The organism is Pseudomonas costantinii (assembly GCF_001870435.1).
Classification (GTDB): Bacteria; Pseudomonadota; Gammaproteobacteria; order Pseudomonadales; family Pseudomonadaceae; genus Aquipseudomonas; species Aquipseudomonas costantinii.
Genome location: NZ_MDDR01000018.1, coordinates 1 through 17,563, shown reverse-complemented (window position 1 = coordinate 17,563; position 17,563 = coordinate 1). Strand labels below are relative to the sequence as shown.

General features: G+C 60.2%; 18 protein-coding genes. 10 read left to right on the top strand and 8 right to left on the bottom strand.

The annotated features are described in order from the left end of the window. Nucleotides 1-38 precede the first annotated feature (38 nt). The 7 genes from BFL40_RS09935 to BFL40_RS09905 form a co-directional block, all read right to left on the bottom strand. On the bottom strand, nucleotides 39-1,358 hold the full coding sequence (locus tag BFL40_RS09935; RefSeq protein ID WP_071483811.1) for an OprD family porin: 1,320 nt from the start codon (nucleotides 1,356-1,358) through the stop codon (nucleotides 39-41). Nucleotides 1,359-1,495: 137 nt separating this feature from the next. After that, nucleotides 1,496-2,329 carry a phosphodiesterase gene (locus BFL40_RS09930; RefSeq protein ID WP_071483810.1) on the bottom strand — a complete coding sequence of 278 codons (834 nt, stop codon included), beginning with the start codon at nucleotides 2,327-2,329 and terminating at the stop codon, nucleotides 1,496-1,498. A gap of 9 nt (nucleotides 2,330-2,338) precedes the next feature. Continuing rightward, complete coding sequence (locus BFL40_RS09925) at nucleotides 2,339-3,370, bottom strand: ABC transporter ATP-binding protein (RefSeq protein ID WP_071483809.1); 1,032 nt, start codon at nucleotides 3,368-3,370, stop codon at nucleotides 2,339-2,341. Beyond that, nucleotides 3,367-4,161, bottom strand: coding sequence for an ABC transporter permease (locus BFL40_RS09920; RefSeq protein WP_071483808.1), 795 nt, complete (start codon nucleotides 4,159-4,161; stop codon nucleotides 3,367-3,369). Before BFL40_RS09920 ends, BFL40_RS09925 begins: the two co-directional genes overlap by 4 nt. Then, nucleotides 4,158-4,976: an ABC transporter permease gene (locus BFL40_RS09915; RefSeq protein WP_071483807.1), complete on the bottom strand. Its 819-nt coding sequence runs from the start codon at nucleotides 4,974-4,976 to the stop codon at nucleotides 4,158-4,160. Before BFL40_RS09915 ends, BFL40_RS09920 begins: the two co-directional genes overlap by 4 nt. Further along, nucleotides 4,977-5,981 (bottom strand): ABC transporter substrate-binding protein, encoded by a 1,005-nt coding sequence (locus BFL40_RS09910; protein WP_071483806.1) that lies wholly within the window; start codon nucleotides 5,979-5,981, stop codon nucleotides 4,977-4,979. Beyond that, nucleotides 5,965-6,984, bottom strand: coding sequence for a LacI family DNA-binding transcriptional regulator (locus tag BFL40_RS09905; RefSeq protein ID WP_071483805.1), 1,020 nt, complete (start codon nucleotides 6,982-6,984; stop codon nucleotides 5,965-5,967). The genes BFL40_RS09910 and BFL40_RS09905 overlap by 17 nt, the downstream gene beginning before the upstream one ends. A 175-nt stretch (nucleotides 6,985-7,159) precedes the next feature. Here BFL40_RS09905 and BFL40_RS09900 point away from each other — a divergent pair, with 175 nt between their 5' ends. From BFL40_RS09900 to BFL40_RS09885, 4 genes are all read left to right on the top strand, one after another. Next, nucleotides 7,160-8,269, top strand: coding sequence for a saccharopine dehydrogenase family protein (locus BFL40_RS09900; RefSeq protein ID WP_071483804.1), 1,110 nt, complete (start codon nucleotides 7,160-7,162; stop codon nucleotides 8,267-8,269). After that, nucleotides 8,266-8,754 carry a hypothetical protein gene (locus BFL40_RS09895; RefSeq protein WP_071483803.1) on the top strand — a complete coding sequence of 163 codons (489 nt, stop codon included), beginning with the start codon at nucleotides 8,266-8,268 and terminating at the stop codon, nucleotides 8,752-8,754. Before BFL40_RS09900 ends, BFL40_RS09895 begins: the two co-directional genes overlap by 4 nt. A 111-nt stretch (nucleotides 8,755-8,865) precedes the next feature. Beyond that, on the top strand, nucleotides 8,866-9,963 hold the full coding sequence (locus BFL40_RS09890; RefSeq protein WP_071483802.1) for a carboxynorspermidine decarboxylase: 1,098 nt from the start codon (nucleotides 8,866-8,868) through the stop codon (nucleotides 9,961-9,963). Nucleotides 9,964-9,991: 28 nt separating this feature from the next. Further along, entirely contained in the window at nucleotides 9,992-11,236 is a 1,245-nt protein-coding gene (locus BFL40_RS09885) for a saccharopine dehydrogenase family protein (RefSeq protein WP_071483801.1), read from the top strand. Nucleotides 11,237-11,335: 99 nt separating this feature from the next. Here the strand turns inward: BFL40_RS09885 and BFL40_RS09880 are convergent, their stop codons facing one another. After that, a complete protein-coding gene (locus BFL40_RS09880; RefSeq protein WP_071483800.1) occupies nucleotides 11,336-12,115 on the bottom strand; it encodes an IclR family transcriptional regulator in 780 nt (259 codons plus the stop codon). Nucleotides 12,116-12,330: 215 nt separating this feature from the next. Here BFL40_RS09880 and BFL40_RS09875 point away from each other — a divergent pair, with 215 nt between their 5' ends. From BFL40_RS09875 to BFL40_RS09850, 6 genes are all read left to right on the top strand, one after another. Then, nucleotides 12,331-13,098 carry an ABC transporter substrate-binding protein gene (locus tag BFL40_RS09875; RefSeq protein WP_071483799.1) on the top strand — a complete coding sequence of 256 codons (768 nt, stop codon included), beginning with the start codon at nucleotides 12,331-12,333 and terminating at the stop codon, nucleotides 13,096-13,098. Further along, nucleotides 13,095-13,763, top strand: a complete 669-nt coding sequence (locus BFL40_RS09870) for an amino acid ABC transporter permease (protein ID WP_071483798.1) — start codon at nucleotides 13,095-13,097, stop codon at nucleotides 13,761-13,763. Before BFL40_RS09875 ends, BFL40_RS09870 begins: the two co-directional genes overlap by 4 nt. Further along, nucleotides 13,760-14,512: an amino acid ABC transporter ATP-binding protein gene (locus BFL40_RS09865; protein ID WP_071483797.1), complete on the top strand. Its 753-nt coding sequence runs from the start codon at nucleotides 13,760-13,762 to the stop codon at nucleotides 14,510-14,512. Before BFL40_RS09870 ends, BFL40_RS09865 begins: the two co-directional genes overlap by 4 nt. Continuing rightward, complete coding sequence (locus BFL40_RS09860; RefSeq protein WP_071483796.1) at nucleotides 14,509-15,777, top strand: NAD(P)/FAD-dependent oxidoreductase; 1,269 nt, start codon at nucleotides 14,509-14,511, stop codon at nucleotides 15,775-15,777. The genes BFL40_RS09865 and BFL40_RS09860 overlap by 4 nt, the downstream gene beginning before the upstream one ends. 151 nt (nucleotides 15,778-15,928) lie before the next feature. Next, a complete protein-coding gene (mddA, locus tag BFL40_RS09855) occupies nucleotides 15,929-16,717 on the top strand; it encodes a methanethiol S-methyltransferase (RefSeq protein WP_071483795.1) in 789 nt (262 codons plus the stop codon). 391 nt (nucleotides 16,718-17,108) lie between these two features. Continuing rightward, nucleotides 17,109-17,444 (top strand): DUF6124 family protein, encoded by a 336-nt coding sequence (locus tag BFL40_RS09850; RefSeq protein WP_071483794.1) that lies wholly within the window; start codon nucleotides 17,109-17,111, stop codon nucleotides 17,442-17,444. Nucleotides 17,445-17,563 lie beyond the last annotated feature (119 nt).

The window sequence follows — 17,563 nt, the reverse complement described above, 5'->3', positions numbered from 1 at the left end:
ACCCCAATATTGAATTGAAGCCCGTGCCACTCGGCTACTTACATCAACGGAATCGAATAATTCACAAACACCCGATTCTGATCCTGGTCCCGCGCCACGTCACTGCGCGAGACGCCGTTACGCCAGCCAAACCCGACATTCTTGAACGTGCCGCTCTGCACCACGTAATCCAGGGAAATATCCCGTTCCCACTCGCTGGCGTTGTTGCCGCTGGCGGTGAGGATATGGTCGCCCTTCAAGTACATCATCGAGGCCTTCAAGCCGGGCACGCCCAGCGCGGCGAAGTCGTAGGCGTACTGCGCGAAGGCGGTGCGTTCGCCCGCCTGGATAAAGGTTTGTACGGTACGGTCGGTGTAAAGATAGAGGCTGGAACCGCCCTCGCCTTTGTTCACCAGGCCACCCTGGTTGAGTTGGGCGAAGTTGCTGTCGTTAGAGACTTGCTGATACCCCGCAGTGATAGCGTGCGGTCCCAGGGAGTAGATGAACGCCGCGCTCCAAGTGTTGTTATCGATTTCACCGGTGCCGTTCTTGGTATAGCCGCTGAACTTGTAACCTTCGGCGCGACCGGCAGCGCTGCTGTTTTTACCGTCGGAGGTGGTCTTGAAGTAACGCAGGTCGGTTTTTAATGAGCCGTAGTCGCCCAGCGGCAATACATGAATCAAACCGGCGAAGTGCTGTTGGTAATAGTCTTCGAGGTTGGCGTAGTAGTACTGGACCATCAGGTCCTTGTTCACTTGGTAGTCGGCACCGGCGTAGTTGAATTTATTGCTTTCCTGGGTGCCACCCGCTGCCGCCAGGCCGCTGCTGTCGCTGGAGCCACGGCCGGTGGTGTGCTGGAGTTGACCGCCGATCAAGGTCAGGTTGTCGATGTCTTTGCTGGTGACTTGCCCACCTTCGAAGGACTGCGGCAACAGGCGGCCGTCGTTGCTCACCAGGATCGGCAGGTTCGGGCGCAGGTAGCCGTAGCGCAGTTCGGTCTTGGCGAAACGCGCCTTCGCAGTCGCGCCGCCTCGGGCCCAATTGTCAGCCGCCTTGCCATCATCGTTGGGGATCATCGAACTGCCCACGTGGCGGCCGGCGCCGCTGTCGAGGGTCACGCCGAGCATGCCGACGGCGTCCAAGCCAAAACCGACGGTGCCGTCGGTGAAGCCCGATTGATAGTTGAGGATAAATGCCTGGCCCCACTCTTCGGTCTTCGACGGTGCGGCGGCGCCATCACGGTTGTCGTTGTTGAAGTAGAAGTTGCGCATGCTCAAGTTGGCTTTACTGTCATTCAGAAAATCAGCCGAAGCCAAGGGGCTCAAGGCAATACCCAGGCCGCCGGTCAATACGCTTAACACATTCAAAGTCGCTTTCATCAGGACGAACTCCGGCGCGGAATCCAAGTTCCGGGCGCAAAAAAAGGTCAACAGGAAGCACTCGGCAAACTTGAGTTGGCCGGTGCGTTAACGAGCGTTTACGTACTTAGTTGTGCGAAGTGAACCTCCGTAAAACCTCAGTCAATCAATCCATGGGCGTCATAAAACGGGTACGGCCCCGGGTATTCCCCAAACACGCCGTTGTGGCTGATCAAACCGTGCTGCGCATCCCAGCGGTGCAGCAGGTAACCCGCCGGTTCCAGGTTGAAATGCGCGGGAGCGGCCTCTTGCAGGTCGAGCACGATCTGGTGCGAGGTGCCAGGGCACACACAACTCAAGCTGCCACCAAAACGCCGCTGCATCGGCCGGTGCAAATGCCCGCACAACAGGCGTTCCACTTGTGGGTGACGGGCGACCACGCGCTCAAGGGCGGCGGCGTTGATAAAGGGTTCGCGGTCCATATGCCCGATGCCGCTGATAAACGGCGGGTGATGCAGGATCAGCAAGGTCGGTGCGTCAGGGCGCAACGCCAGCTGTTCGTCCAGCCATTGCAATTGGCTGTCCAGTAACTGACCGCCATGGCCGCCGGGGATGGTGGAGTCCAGACCGATCAGCCGCAGCGGATAGTCGTCCACCACCCAATCCAACGGCGCATCCGGCGAATTCGGCAAATAGAGATGATCGCCGAACGCCTCGAGCAACGGCCCACGCGTATCGTGGTTGCCCGGCACCAGGTAGTAAGGCATGTGCAGGCGCGCAAGTTCGGGGTGCAGCACGGCGTATTCATCGGCGCGACCGAAATCCACCAGATCGCCGCTGATCACCACAATATCGGGCCGAGGGTGGCTGGCGTTCAAATGATCGACGGCACGGCGCAACGCCCCCAGCGTATCGACGACGCCATAGGTCAGGCGCTGGCCGGCTTTAAGGTGCAGGTCGCTGATCTGTGCAACAAGAAACGGACGATTCAAAATAAGCTCTCACGCATTCAGGGTGAACAACATGTGCGGCGCGATCGCCAGGGCAATCGGCGCGCCGACGGTGTGCAGTGGGGTGTCGCTGCTGTCCACCAGCAGCGGTTGCACACCGCCGATATCCACCAACAGGCGGCTTTGCGCGCCCTGGAAAAACTGCGCCACCAGATGGCCGTGCAAGTGCCCTTCGCTCTCCATCACCCGCAGGTGTTCGGGGCGGCAGTACACGGTTGCAGGTACGTCTACGGCTTGCCATGGCAGTTCACCACCGCACACCTTCAGGCCATGGGCCGTACGTTCAAGCACCGAAAATGCATTGAGGTTGCCGACAAAGCCGGCGACGAACGCGTTGGCCGGTTGCTGATAGATCTCCCGCGGGCTGGCCAGTTGCGCGACACGCCCCTGCTCCATCACCAGGATGCGATCCCCCAGGGCCATGGCTTCGCCCTGGTCGTGGGTGACGAAGACCGAGGTGATGCCAAGGCCGCGCAGCAGTTGATCCAGTTCACTGCGCAGGCGCTCGCGCAATTGCGCATCGAGGGCTGCCAACGGTTCATCCAGCAACAGCACTTTCGGGCGTGGCGCCAAAGCGCGAGCCAAGGCCACGCGCTGACGCTGACCGCCTGACAACTCATGAATGCTGCGCTTGCCATGGTTTTGCAAACCCACCAGTTCCAGCAACTCTTCGCAGCGCTTGTTGCGCTCCAGCGCAGCCATGCCGCGAATCTTCAGGCCATAGACGATATTCCCCGCTACATCCAGGTTGGGAAACAGCGCGTAATTCTGGAACACCATGCCCACATCGCGACGCTCGATGGGCAAGCGAGTAACGTCCTGATCGCCGAAAAAAACCTGGCCTACATCCGGGCGTTCCAAGCCCGCAATCAGGCGCAAGGTCGTGGTTTTGCCACACCCGGACGGGCCCAGAATCGCCAGGGTTTCACCGCCCTCGACGGTCAAATTCAAGTCATGCACGGCCACGGTGCCATCGGCAAACGCCTTGCGGCAGCCCTGCAAGCGAATAGTGATAGCGGTCATCGACGCTCTCCACGGGACAAACGAGCACTGATGGCCTGCAACGCAATCAGCAGCGGCACGATCATCAGCAAGAAGATAAGGGTGTAGGCGCTGGCGATTTCCAGGCGAGCCGAGGCATAGCTGTCGGCCAAGCCCACGGGCAGCGTCTTGGTCATCGGCGTGTGGAGCATCCAGGTCAGGTTGAACTCACCCAACGACAGGGTGACGACCATCAGCACGCCCGCGAGAATCCCCGCCCGGCAATTGGGCACTACCACGCTGAAAAAGCGCTTGATCGGTCCGGCGCCGAGGCTCGCCGCCGCCTCTTCCAGTACCGGCAGTTGTTGGCGCTGCATCACCGCCATCACCGGTCTTACCAGAAACGGCAAAGTGAACAACACATGGCCCACCAGGATGAATAACCAACTGCTGCGAAACGTGCCGAACTGGCCGTAAGTCAGCAGCAACGCCAGCGCACTGGCCAACCCCGGCATCGCCACCGGCAATACCATCAATTCCTCGAAAGCGCGGCTGAAGCGGTTGTTCATGCGCACCAAGGCATAGGCCGCGGGCACGCCGATCACACAGACGCACACCGCGCAGGCCAGGGCCAGTTGCAACGACAGCCACACGGTCGGCGAATAGGCCTGCCACACCTGAATCAGCCAGTCGAAGGTCAGCCCGCTCGACACACCCACAAAAAAGTTGCGCGTCAAACCGGCCAGCAGCGACATCAACACCGGCACCAACATGAACGCGCAGACCAGCAGGGTAAACAGCAGTTGAATCACAAACAGCGATGAGCGTTTCACAGGACTGTCCCCGCGTTTTTCACCAAGCGTCGCGTCAGCAGCAACACCGCCCACGTCAGGGCACCGAGCACCACCGACAGCGCAGCGGCGACGGCAAAGTTGGCGTAGTTGGTGAACACGTTGTAGATCGCCACCGGGGTGACATTCAGGCGTGTACCCAAGGTAAAGGCGGTACCGAAAGCGCCCATCGACGTGGCGAAGCAAATCGCCCCGCACGAGGCCAGCGCGGGTGCCAGGCCCGGCACGATCACGTCGCACACCACGCGCCAATGCCCGGCGCCCAGGGAATGAGCGGCTTCTTCCAGGCTGCGGTCGAGGCTTTCGCATGCGGCCATCACCGTGAGGATCACCCGTGGGATCGAGAAGTACAGGTAGCCCACAAACAACCCCGCCAGCGAGTACGCAAAGATCCAGCGCTCACCGGCCAGTTGCAGGCCCAGGGACGCAAACAAGCCCTGGCGCCCCGCCAACAGGATCACCAGAAAGCCCACCACCACCCCGGGAAATGCCAGCGGAAACGTCAGCAGCGCGACCAGCGCCGAGCGCCCGAAAAACTGCTGGCGGGCGAGGAACACCCCGCTGATACCGCCTACCACCAACGCGGCAAAGGTCACCACCAGTGCGAGGAGCAAGGTTTGCCCGAGGCTGCCCAGATACTGTGCACTGCTCAGCACCTGCCAGTAGCCGCTGCCTTGGCTGTCGCGACTTTCAGTGCCGAGCACTATCAGGTGCGCCAGCGGCAACAACCAGAAGGCGAGCAGCACGGCAAACGCGGGGGCCAAGGCCCAGGTTGCCTGTTTAGCCGACGCTGCCACTTACTTGACCTCGCTCAGGTAACGGGCGGCGAACGCTTCCTGCACGGCGGCCATCTTTTGGTAGTCCACCACACCGGCGCGGGCGTAGTCGCTGTCAGGCAGGAACTGCGCGGCGACATCGGCCGGCATCTTCATTGGGCGCACCGGGCGCAAGTAGGCCTTGGCCCAGAGCGCCTGGCCCTCATCGGAGAGTACGAAGTCGAGGACCTTCTCGGCATTCGCGCGGTGCGGTGCGTTGGCCACTGGGCTCATGACGTAGGGCACGCTGATGCTGCCTTCTTTGGGAATCACGAAAGCGACGTTGGCGTTGTCTTTGTAGCGGGCGCGGTAGGCGTTGAAGTCGTAGTCCACCAGAATCGGCAACTCACCGGACAGCACCCGCGCATAGGCGGTTTGCTTGGGCACGATGGGCGCGTTTTTCGCCAGCTTCTGGAAGTAGTCGATGGCCGGGGCGAAGTTGTCCAGGTCGCCGCCCAGGGCACGGTTAATCGCCACCGCCGACACGTAGCCGACGAACGCGCTGGACGGGTCCAGGTAACCGACCATGCCTTTGTACTCAGGCTTGAGCAGGTCGGCCCAGCTTTGTGGCACCGGCAAGCCGCCCAAGGCATCAACGTTGACCATGATGCCCAACGTGCCGGAGTGGATCGCGAACCAGTGGCCGGCCGGGTCTTTCAAGCCAGCGGGTATCTGCTCCCAACCTTTAGGTTTATAGCTGCCGACCACATCAGCCTTTTGCGCCTGCAAGCCGAAGGTCACACCGTAGTACACAACGTCCGCAACCGGCGCCGCCTTCTCTGCCACCAACTGCGCCAGGGACTGGCCGGAGTTCTTGTTGTCCAGCGGCACTTGCACGCCAGTGCTGGCGGCGATGGCCTTGAGCTGGGTGCCCCAGTCAGCCCAGTCCGGCGGGCAGTTGTAGCAAATCGCAGTTTCGGCGGCCTGGGCCAGGCTGGCCACACCGCACAGCAGCACGGCTGCCAGGGTTTTATTGAACGCGCGCATCAAGCGTCTCCTCATGGGGTTGAGTGCTTTCGCCCGGCCGGATATGGCAAGGCAGGCAATGGGAAATCGGGGCGTTGCCGGCGATTTGCGCCAGCAGTTGATCAATCACGGTGCTGGCCAGCAGTGCGATGGGCTGCACCACGCTGCACAGGGTCGGGTGCATTTGGGTGCCGAGGGCGATGCCGTCAAAGCCCATCACCGACAGTTGCTCGGGCACATTCCAGGCGTTACGGCGCAGTTCGGCGATCAGGCTGATGGCCAGGAAATCGTTGGAGCACACCAACGCGGTGGGCGCCTGGGGGCCTTGGAGAAACGGCGCGATGGCAGCGAACTCGGCTCTGGTGTGCGCGGGCATTTCGATCACCGGGCGGCTTTTCAGGCCGTATGCCTTCATCGCATCGCAATACCCCGCGTAGCGCAGGCGCGCACGGTCAGACTGCAGCGCAGGGCCGGCGACCATGCTGATACGCCGGTGCCCCGCGTCCAGCAGGTAGCGCGTGGCCAGGGCCATGCCCGCGCGGTTGTCGACCGACACCGCGCTGTAGTTGGGGTTGCTCGGTTGGTGATACGCCAGCACAAACGGCGTTTGTTCGGTATTGAGGCTGCTGAGTACGCTGTTGCTCTCAGCATCGGTAACCGTCAGCACCAGGCCATCGACGCGCTGGCGCAGCAGTTCTTCCACCACGATGCATTCGCGCTCGCTGCTGTAGTCGGTCGTCGCCAGCAACAGGCTGTAGCCACGCAGCCGCGCTGCGCGCTCCATCGCTTGGAACTGTTCGGCGAACACCGGGTTGAGCAGGTTCGGTACCACCACGCCAATCAACTGGGTGGTTTGCAGGCGCAGTTGGCGGCCGAGCAAGTTAGGGCGAAAGCCCAACTCGCGGGCGGCGGCGAAGACCTGCTCACGGGTGGTCGGGCGCACCTGCTCGGGGGAGGCAAAGGTACGGGCGGCGGTGGCGCGGGATACACCGGCCAGCCGCGCAACGTCTTTCAGGTCAGTCATTGTCACTCGCTTGAGATCGATCTCATTGGCGAGGACATTAACCGGGGAATGTGGCAGTGAAGTGGTGGGTAGATGACGGTTTGATGGCAGCGCAGGCCTCTCTGCAAACCCACGACCCTGCCCAAACCGACTGGCCTTATACTGCCGGTCTAGTCCTATCCCTCAAGGAAGAATAATGCGCGTCATCGTCATCGGAGGCCTCGGCAACTTCGGGCTGCGTATCTGTCGGCGCCTGGCCTCTGAGCCGGGTATCGAAGTGATCGCCGCCAGCCGCAGCTCCCGCTCAGGCCTGCACACACTCAACGACGGCCAGCGCGTGGCCACGCTGCCCTTGGATATCGGCGCTGCCGACTTTGAGCAACGCCTGGCCGAGGCCAAACCGGGATTGGTCATACATTGTGCGGGGCCTTTTCAAGGCCAGGATTACCGCGTGGCCAAGGCGGCGTGTGCGGCCGGGGCGCACTATCTGGATCTCGCCGATGGCCGGGAATTTGTTGCCCAGTTCGCGGCCAATGTCGATGCCGAGGCGAAAGCGGCCGGCGTGATCGCTATATCGGGCGCCAGCAGCGTGCCGGGCCTGTCCTCAGCAGTGGTCGATCATCTGGCCCAATCCTTTAGTCGCATCGACAGCATCCAGACCGTCATTGCCCCCGGCCAACAGGCCAGCCGTGGAGTCGCGACCATCCAGGCGGTGTTCGGTTATGCGGGCATCGCATTCGAACGCTGGAACAACGGCGCCTGGACTCGACACTTTGGCTGGCAGGATATGCGTCATTTCAACTTCGCGAAGATCGGCAAACGCTGGGGCGCGGCCTGCGATGTGCCGGACCTGGCACTTTTCCCAACGCGTTACCCGGGCGTACGCGACGTAGCGTTTCATGCCGCCCTCGAACTGCCCATCCAACACGTGGCCCTGTGGCTGGCCGCCGCCCTGCGCCGCCTTGGCGTACCCCTGCCGATCAGCCGCTACGCCGCCCAACTGGACGCCTTCTCCAGTCGCGTTCTCGACCGTTTCGGCAGTCAGACCGGTGCAATGCAAGTCAACGTGCAAGGCCTGCGCAGCAATGGCCAACCCGGCGCGCTGACCTGGCACCTGACTGCACCTGGCGGCGATGGCCCGGAGATCCCGTGCATGGCAACCTTGCTGCTGGCACTCAAGCTGGCGAAAAACCAGCTCCCGCAGACGGGTGCTTTCCCTTGCCTCGACTTTCTGCAGTTGGACGAATTCACCGCAGAGTTTCAACGTTGGGGCTTCACCAGCACCCTCGTCGAGAGCACGCCATGAGCCAACGCCGCATCACGCTGGTTATGCCAGCCAGTGCCGCCCAGACGTTCGAGGCGTTCCATAACCACAGTGTGCGTATGCAGTGGGACACGCTGCTGTCCCGCGCAGGCGTCGAAGGCGGCGGTAGCCATCCCTACAAGAACGCAATTACCTTTAACCAAGGGCGTGGCTGGAAACGCTATTTCGCGATGCGCACACGCTTCGTCAACTATGTGCCCGCCAAGGTTGCCGCCGCCGTCTTGGTGGAACCTGCCGGGTGGTTCGACGGGTGGTCAGCATCCATGCGTCACCGTGACCTGGATAACGCCACGTCAGAGCTGATCTATACTTTCAACGTCCGCCTGCGCCCACGCTGGCTCGGCTGGCTGTTGGACCCGTTGGCCAACCGCCTCTTCGAACATGAAACCCGACAACGCTTCGCCGCCATGGCCGAGTATTTGCGCCGTCATCCGATAAACAGTCACGAGAAGTCGCCAGACTTATAGGCGGTTCTGAAAGTGATACCGGCAAAATCCGCCCACTAACCTTCCGATCTGATCCAAGTGCGGGCACAATGCGTGTCCTTTTTTGGCAGGCACCGCCGCAGGCTCTCAAAAATGATCAAAACGCCGTACTACCTCATCGATAAACAGAAGCTTCTGGTCAACATGCAGAAGATTGCTTACGTGCGCGAACAGTCCGGCGCCAAGGCCCTGCTAGCGCTCAAGTGCTTTGCCACCTGGTCGGTGTTCGACCTGATGCAGCAATACATGGATGGCACCACCTCCTCGTCGCTGTATGAGTTGAAGCTCGGTCGCCAGAAGTTCGAAGGTGAAGCGCACGCCTACAGCGTGGCGTGGGCCGACGATGAAATCGAAGAGATGCTGGATAACTGCGACAAGATCATCTTCAACTCCATCAGCCAACTGCAGCGCTTTGCCGAACGCTCCGAAGGCAAGGTGCGTGGCCTGCGTGTGAACCCGCAGGTCAGCAGCTCCGACTACCTGCTGGCCGACCCGGCGCGTCCGTTCAGCCGTTTGGGCGAATGGGACCCAGTGAAGATCGAAGGCGTGATTGATCAGATCTCAGGCTTCATGTTCCACAACAACTGCGAGAACGGCGACTTCAGCCTGTTCGACAAGATGCTCGGCGTCATCGAAGAGCGTTTCGGTGAGCTGCTGCACAAGGTCAAGTGGGTCAGCCTCGGCGGCGGCATCCACTTCACCGGTGAAGACTATGCCGTCGACGCATTCTGCGCACGCTTGAAGGCGTTCTCCGAGAAGTACGGCGTGCAGGTTTACCTGGAACCCGGCGAAGCGGCGATCACCAACAGCGCCTCGCTGGAAGTCACCGTGCTCGACACCCTCTACAACGGCAAGAACCTCGCCGTGGTAGACAGCTCCATCGAAGCCCACCTGCTGGACCTGCTGATCTACCGCCTCAACGCCAAGCTGGCACCGAGCGAGGGTGAACACACCTACATGGTGTGCGGTAAATCCTGCCTGGCCGGGGACATCTTCGGTGAGTATCAATTTGATCGTCCGCTGGCCATCGGCGATCGGCTGTCGTTCATCGACACCGCGGGCTACACCATGGTCAAGAAAAATTGGTTCAACGGCCTGAAAATGCCGTCCATCGTAGTGAAACAACTCGACGGTACAGTCGAGGTGGTTCGTGAATTTGGTTACGACGACTACCTGTCCAGCCTTTCTTAAGCTGGCGGATATAGGAGAAATAAAGCAATTGAAAAAGAACGTTCTTATCATTGGTGCAGGAGGTGTCGCCAAGGTGGTGGCCCACAAGTGCGCGCAGCACAACGACGAACTCGGTCGTATTGCTATCGCGTCGCGCAACATCTCCAAATGCCAGGCCATCATCGACAGCGTCAAGGCCAAGGGTAGCCTCAAGGTTCCCGCCGACATCCAAGCCTTTGCGCTGAACGCCCTGGACGTGGAAGCGACCAAGGCCCTGATCCGCGAGACACAATCGCAGATCGTTATCAACGTAGGTTCCTCGTTCCTCAACATGTCGGTACTGCGTGCCTGCATCGATACGGGCGTTGCGTACCTGGACACCGCCATCCACGAAGAGCCGGGCAAGGTCTGCGAGACCCCGCCGTGGTACGGCAACTACGAGTGGAACCACCTGGAAGAGTGCAAACAGAAGAACATCACCGCCATCCTTGGCGTGGGCTTCGACCCGGGTGTCGTCAACGCGTATGCCGCGCTGGCGCAGCAACAGCATTTCGACCGCATTGATTCGATCGACATTCTCGACGTCAATGCCGGCTCCCATGGCAAATACTTCGCCACCAACTTCGACCCGGAAATCAACTTCCGCGAGTTCACCGGACAGGTGTGGAGCTGGCAGAACAGCCAGTGGACCAGCAACACCATGTTCGAAGTCAAACGCACCGACGACCTCCCGGTAGTCGGTTCGCAGAACCTGTACCTGACCGGCCACGATGAAGTGCACTCGCTGTCGAAAAACCTCGACGTGCCCAACGTGCGTTTCTGGATGAGCTTCGGCGAACACTACATCAACGTGTTCACCGTGCTGAATAGCCTCGGCCTGCTCTCCGAAAAACCGGTCAAAACCGCCGAAGGCCTGGAAGTGGTGCCGTTGAAAGTGGTCAAGGCCGTGCTGCCCGACCCGTCTTCGCTCGCCCCTGGCTACACCGGCAAGACCTGCATCGGCGACCTGGTCAAAGGCACCAAGGATGGCAAGCCGCGCGAAGTCTTCATCTACAACGTGGCCTGCCACGAAGAAGCCTTTGCCGAAACCGACAGCCAGGGCATCTCCTACACCGCAGGCGTTCCTCCAGTGGCTGCGGCCCTGTTGGTGGCGCGTGGCGAGTGGGATGTAAAGCACATGGCCAACGTTGAGGAACTGCCGGCTGAGCCGTTCCTGAAGGCGCTGGATGTGATGGGATTGCCGACTCGGATTAAAGACGAGAATGGTGATCGTGCTTGGGATGCGATTGCCTGAGGGTGATTGTTGACTGAACAAAAGAATGCGCCCTCAGGGGCGCATTTTTTGTTTGGGCATGTGGAAACTTTCAGAACACATTTGGATTTGTAGCGTTAGTTATTCCAAATTTCGGGCTGAGTTACTCAACGCCCTTGAACACTGCAACAACGCCGGCGCCAACTGTTTCTCCGCATCCGCCCGGCTCCACCGACTGGTGGGCGCCACCACATGCACCGCCGCGACCGGTCGACCATTGGCACCCAGCACCGGCGCACCAATCGTCATGTCACCCAGGAACAACTCCTGCGTATTCACCGCATAGCCCTGCTCTCTCACTAATTGCAGTGACTCCAGAATCCGATCCACATCGGTCAATGTATGGCTGGTGTGCGCCACCCGCTGGCTATTCTCGATCAACGCCAGCGCCTCATCCTGCGGCAACGCGCTCAAATACGCGCGCCCCGACGCCGTGCAATACATCGGCACCCTCGAACCAATCGGCATATGCACCGGCACAAACCCCGAGCTGACAAAGCGTGCGATATAAGTCATGTCGTAACCCGCAGGCTCGGTCAGGCACGACGTCTCGCCGGTCAACCGCGTCAACTCGGACAAAAACGGGTTGGCCACTTCGATCAACGAATGCGCATCCAGATAACTGAAGCCCAACTCCAGCACCCGGGGTGTGAGTTGGTAATGGCGTGTGCGGGGGTGTTTCCGAAGGTAACCCAGGCTTTCGAGGGTAAACACCATGCGCTGGGCCGAGCTTTTGGTCATGCCGGCAGCCTCGGCCACCTCTGCAAGGCTCATGCTGCGGCGCTGTGCGCTGAATGCCTTGAGTACCGACAGGCCTTTTTCCAGGGATTGGTTGTGCAAACTGTTGCGTTCTTCGGACATGGCGAACTCACGGTCAGGTCGATCAGGCGTGGCGATATTTCTACCTCAAATCACAAAAATAGACCATTAAATATCGCATATCGATACGAATAGTTCATTTTGTATATTTTGCATGTCGATAAACGATTTATTTTGATCGAAATGGCATAGAGCTTGCGTTTTCATCGGCAGCCGCTCGCGGTACTGACTTTCCGTTTTCCTTCTGGAGTAACCCGATGAACAGTCTTTCGCCCTTGTTTCGCCGCCTTGCCTTCGGTCTATGCGCCACGCTTTGCGTTACAGCAGTGCACGCAGAAAGTGCGGCCTCGTACAAAGTCGGTGCAACCGCCAGTGGCTCGCCGTTTACCTTCCTCGATATCAAGAGCAACAGCATTCAGGGCGTGATGGTCGATGTGGCCAATGCAGTGGGCAAGGCCGGGGGCTTTACCAGCCAGATCGAACAGACCAACTTCGCCGCGCTGATTCCGTCCCTCACCTCCGGCAAGCTGGACTTCATTTCCGCCGGCATGCTCAAGACTGAGGAGCGCACCAAGGTCGTCGACTTCAGCGCCCCGGTGTACGCCTACGGTGAAGGCCTGATCGTCAGCGCCGATGACAATGCCACCTACCCCGACCTGATGCCGCTCAAGGATCAAGTCGTCGGCGTGCAGGCCGGTACCATCTTCTACGACCAACTCAACAAGCTGGGCATCTTCAAGGAAATCCGCACCTACGACTCCATCGGCGAAATGGTCCGCGACCTCTCCCTGGGCCGCATCAAGGCTGCCGTCGGCGACCAACCAGTGGTCGCCTACCAAATCCGCCAGAAGCTGTTCAAAGGCGTGAAGCTGGCCCCTGACTACAAGCCCAGCAACGTCGGCGAGGTCTGTCTGGTGGTGCGCAAGGGCGATGCTGAAACCCTTAATCGCCTGAACACCGCCATCGCCAGCATCAAGGCCGACGGCACCCTGGACAGCATCCTCAAGAAGTGGGGGCTGGAATGAACCTGACAGAGTTCCTGCAAAACGCCCAGGATTTTCTGCCGATTTTGCTGCAAGGCGCCTGGGTGACAATCCAGATCACCGTGCTGTCGTTCCTGCTCAGCAGTGCAATCGGCCTGGTGCTGGCGTTGCTCAAGCTGTCGCCGATCCGCGCGTTGTCGTGGACGGCGAGCACCATCATCAACGTGATCCGTGGCCTGCCGATCATCGTGCAGCTGTTCTACATCTACTTCGTGTTGCCGGACATGGGCGTGCACCTCACGGCATTCTATGCGGGTGTAATCGGCATGGGCATCGCCTACTCGGCGTACCAGGCCGAGAACTTCCGCACCGGCATCATCGCCGTCGAACAAGGCCAGCGTGAAGCTGCTGAAGCGCTGGGCATGCGCTCGGTGTTGATGATGCGCCGGGTGATCCTGCCGCAAGCGTTTCGCATCGCCCTGCCGCCCTACGGCAACACGCTGGTGATGATGCTCAAGGACTCATCCTTGGTGTCGACTATTACCGTCGCCGAGATGACCCGCCAGGGCCAACTGATCGCCTCGTCAACCTTCCAGAACATGACCGTCTACACCCTGGTCGCCCTGCTCTACCTGCTGATGAGCCTGCCGCTGGTGTATGGCCTGCGTCGTATGGAACAACACCTGGGCCGGAGGAAAAAAGCATGATCGAGATACGCCAACTGCAAAAACACTACGGCAGCCATCGCGTGCTGCATGGCGTCGACCTCGACGTGGCCAAGGGCGAAGTGGTGTGCCTGATCGGCCCGTCGGGCTCGGGCAAATCCACCCTGCTGCGCTGCATCAACGCGCTGGAAGCCTACGACGGCGGCACCATCAACGTGTTCGGCGAAACCGTGCAGCGCGCCAGCAAGACCGTGCACGCGCTGCGCAGCCGTATGGGCATGGTGTTCCAGCGTTTCAATTTATTCCCCCACCGTACCGTGCTGGAAAACGTGATGGAAGGCCCGGTGTACGTCAAAGGCGAACCACTCAAGCAGGCCCGCGCGGAAGCCTTGGTGCTGCTGGAAAAAGTCGGCCTGTCGGCCAAGGCCGACGCCTACCCGGAACAACTCTCCGGGGGCCAGCAACAACGCGTGGCCATCGCCCGCGCCCTGGCGATGAAACCCGAAGCCATGCTGTTCGACGAACCCACCTCGGCGCTCGACCCGGAACTGGTGGGCGACGTACTGGCGGTGATGCGCACCTTGGCTGACGAAGGCATGACCATGATCGTGGTCACCCACGAAATGGGTTTTGCCCGCGAAGTCGCCGACCGCGTGTGCTTCCTCCATGGCGGTTACATCGTCGAAAGCGGCCCGGCCGAGCAAGTGCTGGGCAACCCGCAACAACCGCGCACCCAGGATTTCCTGCGGCGCGTACTGCACCCCACCGGTGATACGCGGAGCCTGTCATGAAGTCTTTGTGGTCAGCGACTGCGCCTTCAGTGGTGCCGACACCGGCATTGAGCGAATCGGTAAAGGTTGACGTGGCGATTGTCGGTGCCGGCTATACCGGTTTGTCGACGGCACTGCACTTGGCCGAGCGCGGCGTCAGCGTCTGTGTGCTGGAGGCCAACGAGCCGGGCTGGGGCGCGTCAGGGCGCAATGGTGGGCAGGTCAACCCCACGCTCAAATACGACCCGGAGCAGTTGGTGCAGATGTATGGCGCTGAGCGTGCCGAACCGCTGATCTCAACGGTGTCGAATTCGGCGGACCTGGTGTTCAAGTTGATCGAACGCCATGGCATTGATTGCACGCCGGTGCGTAAGGGCTGGATGCAGGTTTCGTACACTGAAAAAGGCGTCGCCGGGTTGCATGCGCGGGCGGAGCAATGGGCTCGCCGAGGTGTGCCCGTGCAGAAGCTGGATGCAGCGACAGTCGCCTCGCGCATGGGCAGTGAAGCGTTCGCCGGCGGTTGGCTGGACGGGCGCGCCGGTGCGATTCAGCCGTTGGCGTATGCCCGTGGGTTGGTGGCCGCGGCGTTGGCCGCGGGTGTGCAGATTCATGGCCACAGCGCCGTAACCGGGTTGCAGCGTCAGGGTTCGGGTTGGCAATTGCAGACCGCTGGCGGCGCACAGGTGATCGCCGATCAAGTGGTGCTGGCAACCAACGGCTACAGCGACAACCTGTGGCCGGGCATGGCGCAGAGCATTCTGGCGGCCAACAGTTTTATCGTCGCAACCAAACCCTTGAGTGGGCGCGCGGCGCAGAGCATTTTGCCGGGACAGGAAACCGTATCCACCGCACAACGCCTGCTGCTGTACTTTCGCAAAGACAGTGATGGACGCTTGTTGATGGGCGGACGCGGACTGTTCAACGACCCCACCGCACCGGCTGATTTTGCGCACCTGGAGCGATCCCTGGCACTGCTGTTTCCGCAGTTGGGGCCATTGGAGTTCGAGTACCGTTGGGCCGGACGCATCGCGATCACCCGCGACTTTATGCCCCATGTTCACGAGCCCGCGCCGGGGCTGACCTTGGCGTTGGGCTGTAACGGGCGCGGGATTGCGTTGTGTACCAGCCTGGGGCAGCAATTGGCTGGGCGCTTGTGTGACGGCAACGCGGAGTTTGCCTACCCGGTGACGCCGCTGCAGCGCTTGCCGATGCATGGGTTGCAGCGGTTTTACATTGGCGCGGGCGTGGCGTGGTACAGCCTGCTGGATCGGTTGAATATCAGTTGAGGGCCAATCGCCAAACAGTCTAAAGAACTGTCAGTTTTCAACCATGACAAAGGCCCTATCCCCCGCTAGCCTTGATCAATCGAACTCAGTTGTCGATTGACAGCCCTGCGGGGTTTGCTTACCCGTTCACCATGCACGAAAGGATTCGTCCATGCCTCTCGAAGAAAACACAAACAGCCTCGCGACCCGCCTGGCTGGCCTGGTATACAGCAGCTCTTGCTATCTGTTTTTCTTGTTGGTTTTTTTGTATTTGATGGGATTCTTGGGCCGCGTGGGGGTGCCCAAGCACATTGACGACGGCCCCCTCATCGCCTGGCCAATCGCCTTACTGATCAACTGTTCTCTGCTCCTGGTGTTCTCCATCCAGCACTCCGGGATGGCACGCAAACGCTTCAAAACGTGGATGACCCGGTTCATTCCTGCACCGGTTGAACGCTCCACGTATGTGTTGCTCAGCAGCCTGGTGTTCACGCTGATGTTCTGGCTGTGGCAACCCATTACGTTCACGGTCTGGAACGTTGACGCAGGCTGGGCCAGGGCAGCATTGACCGGCCTGTTTTGGCTAGGTTGGGGAATTACCTTACTGGCCACCGTGCTGATCAGCCATTTCGAACTCTTCGGGCTCAAGCAGGCCATCGACCGCTGGCGCAACACCGCGCAAAGCGCCCCGGTTTTTAGAACGCCGCTGCTCTACAAAAATGTCCGCCACCCGCTTTACCTGGGGTTCCTGATCGCCTTCTGGGCCACGCCCCATATGACGGCAGGCCACCTGCTGTTTGCGGTGTGGATGTCGCTCTACATCTTCATCGGTGCCTACCTCGAAGAGCAGGATCTTGTGGTGCTGTTTGGAGACCGGTACAGACGGTATCAGGCTGAGGTCGGGATGATTTTGCCTTGGCCGAAGGCGCGCTCTGCGCCTCAGGGAGAGACGCTTGATTAAGCATCCGATGCTCGTCTGCCTAACCAACGAACGCCTAACCTGTGGCGCATTCAAACCTGCTCTTGGCAATCGACATAAAGGCGATTGGCCATGGACTTATAGGACTTTTCCGACGCATCTTTCAGGTTGTCGCTCGGAACTGTGCTGACTAACCTCTCCGCTGTCGCTGCCAATTCAGCGACCGGATTTGACCGTCCGACTTATTAGGAACACTGCACCAACACTGATTCAGGCGTTTTTTTTTCGTCTGATGTATCGTGTCGCGGCAGCTGTACGCGGGATACCTTAGGGTATGCCGGGTTCCTAGTACCGGTCGGTCAACCCGCGTATAGCTGCCACCCTATTTCGTTTGACCGCGAATCCTGGCAGCTCCACTACTAGGAGTTCCACCATGATTAAAGACAGCCCAAATCCCCCAAGCCATCAAGACTTCGACACAAGTACCCTGCACGAAGTGGCCTACCGCGCGATCAACCACTACCTCAATCCCGGAAAACCAATACCCGAACCCAGCGAAGGCATCTTCACCGTGCGCGCCGATCTGGGCACGGAAACCTTGCTGGTCAACGCGTCACAGGACCTGGCGTCCATCAGTGATATCGCGAACCATCTGGCGTTTGAAATCGAAGGATCTCAACGTAATCTCGCGCTGGGTATCTGCCGAATGCTGGAAGGTGTGCAACTGCTGGTGAACACAGCATTGGATAACGCCCACCCGGCTGCTTGAGATGAAGATCGTTCCCACGCGCAGCAAAGGAATGCATCCCGTGACGCTTCGCGTCACCTTGCCCAGAACTCGACCTCATCGCTTGAGGCGGGACGCGGAGCGTCCGGGGCGGCATTCCC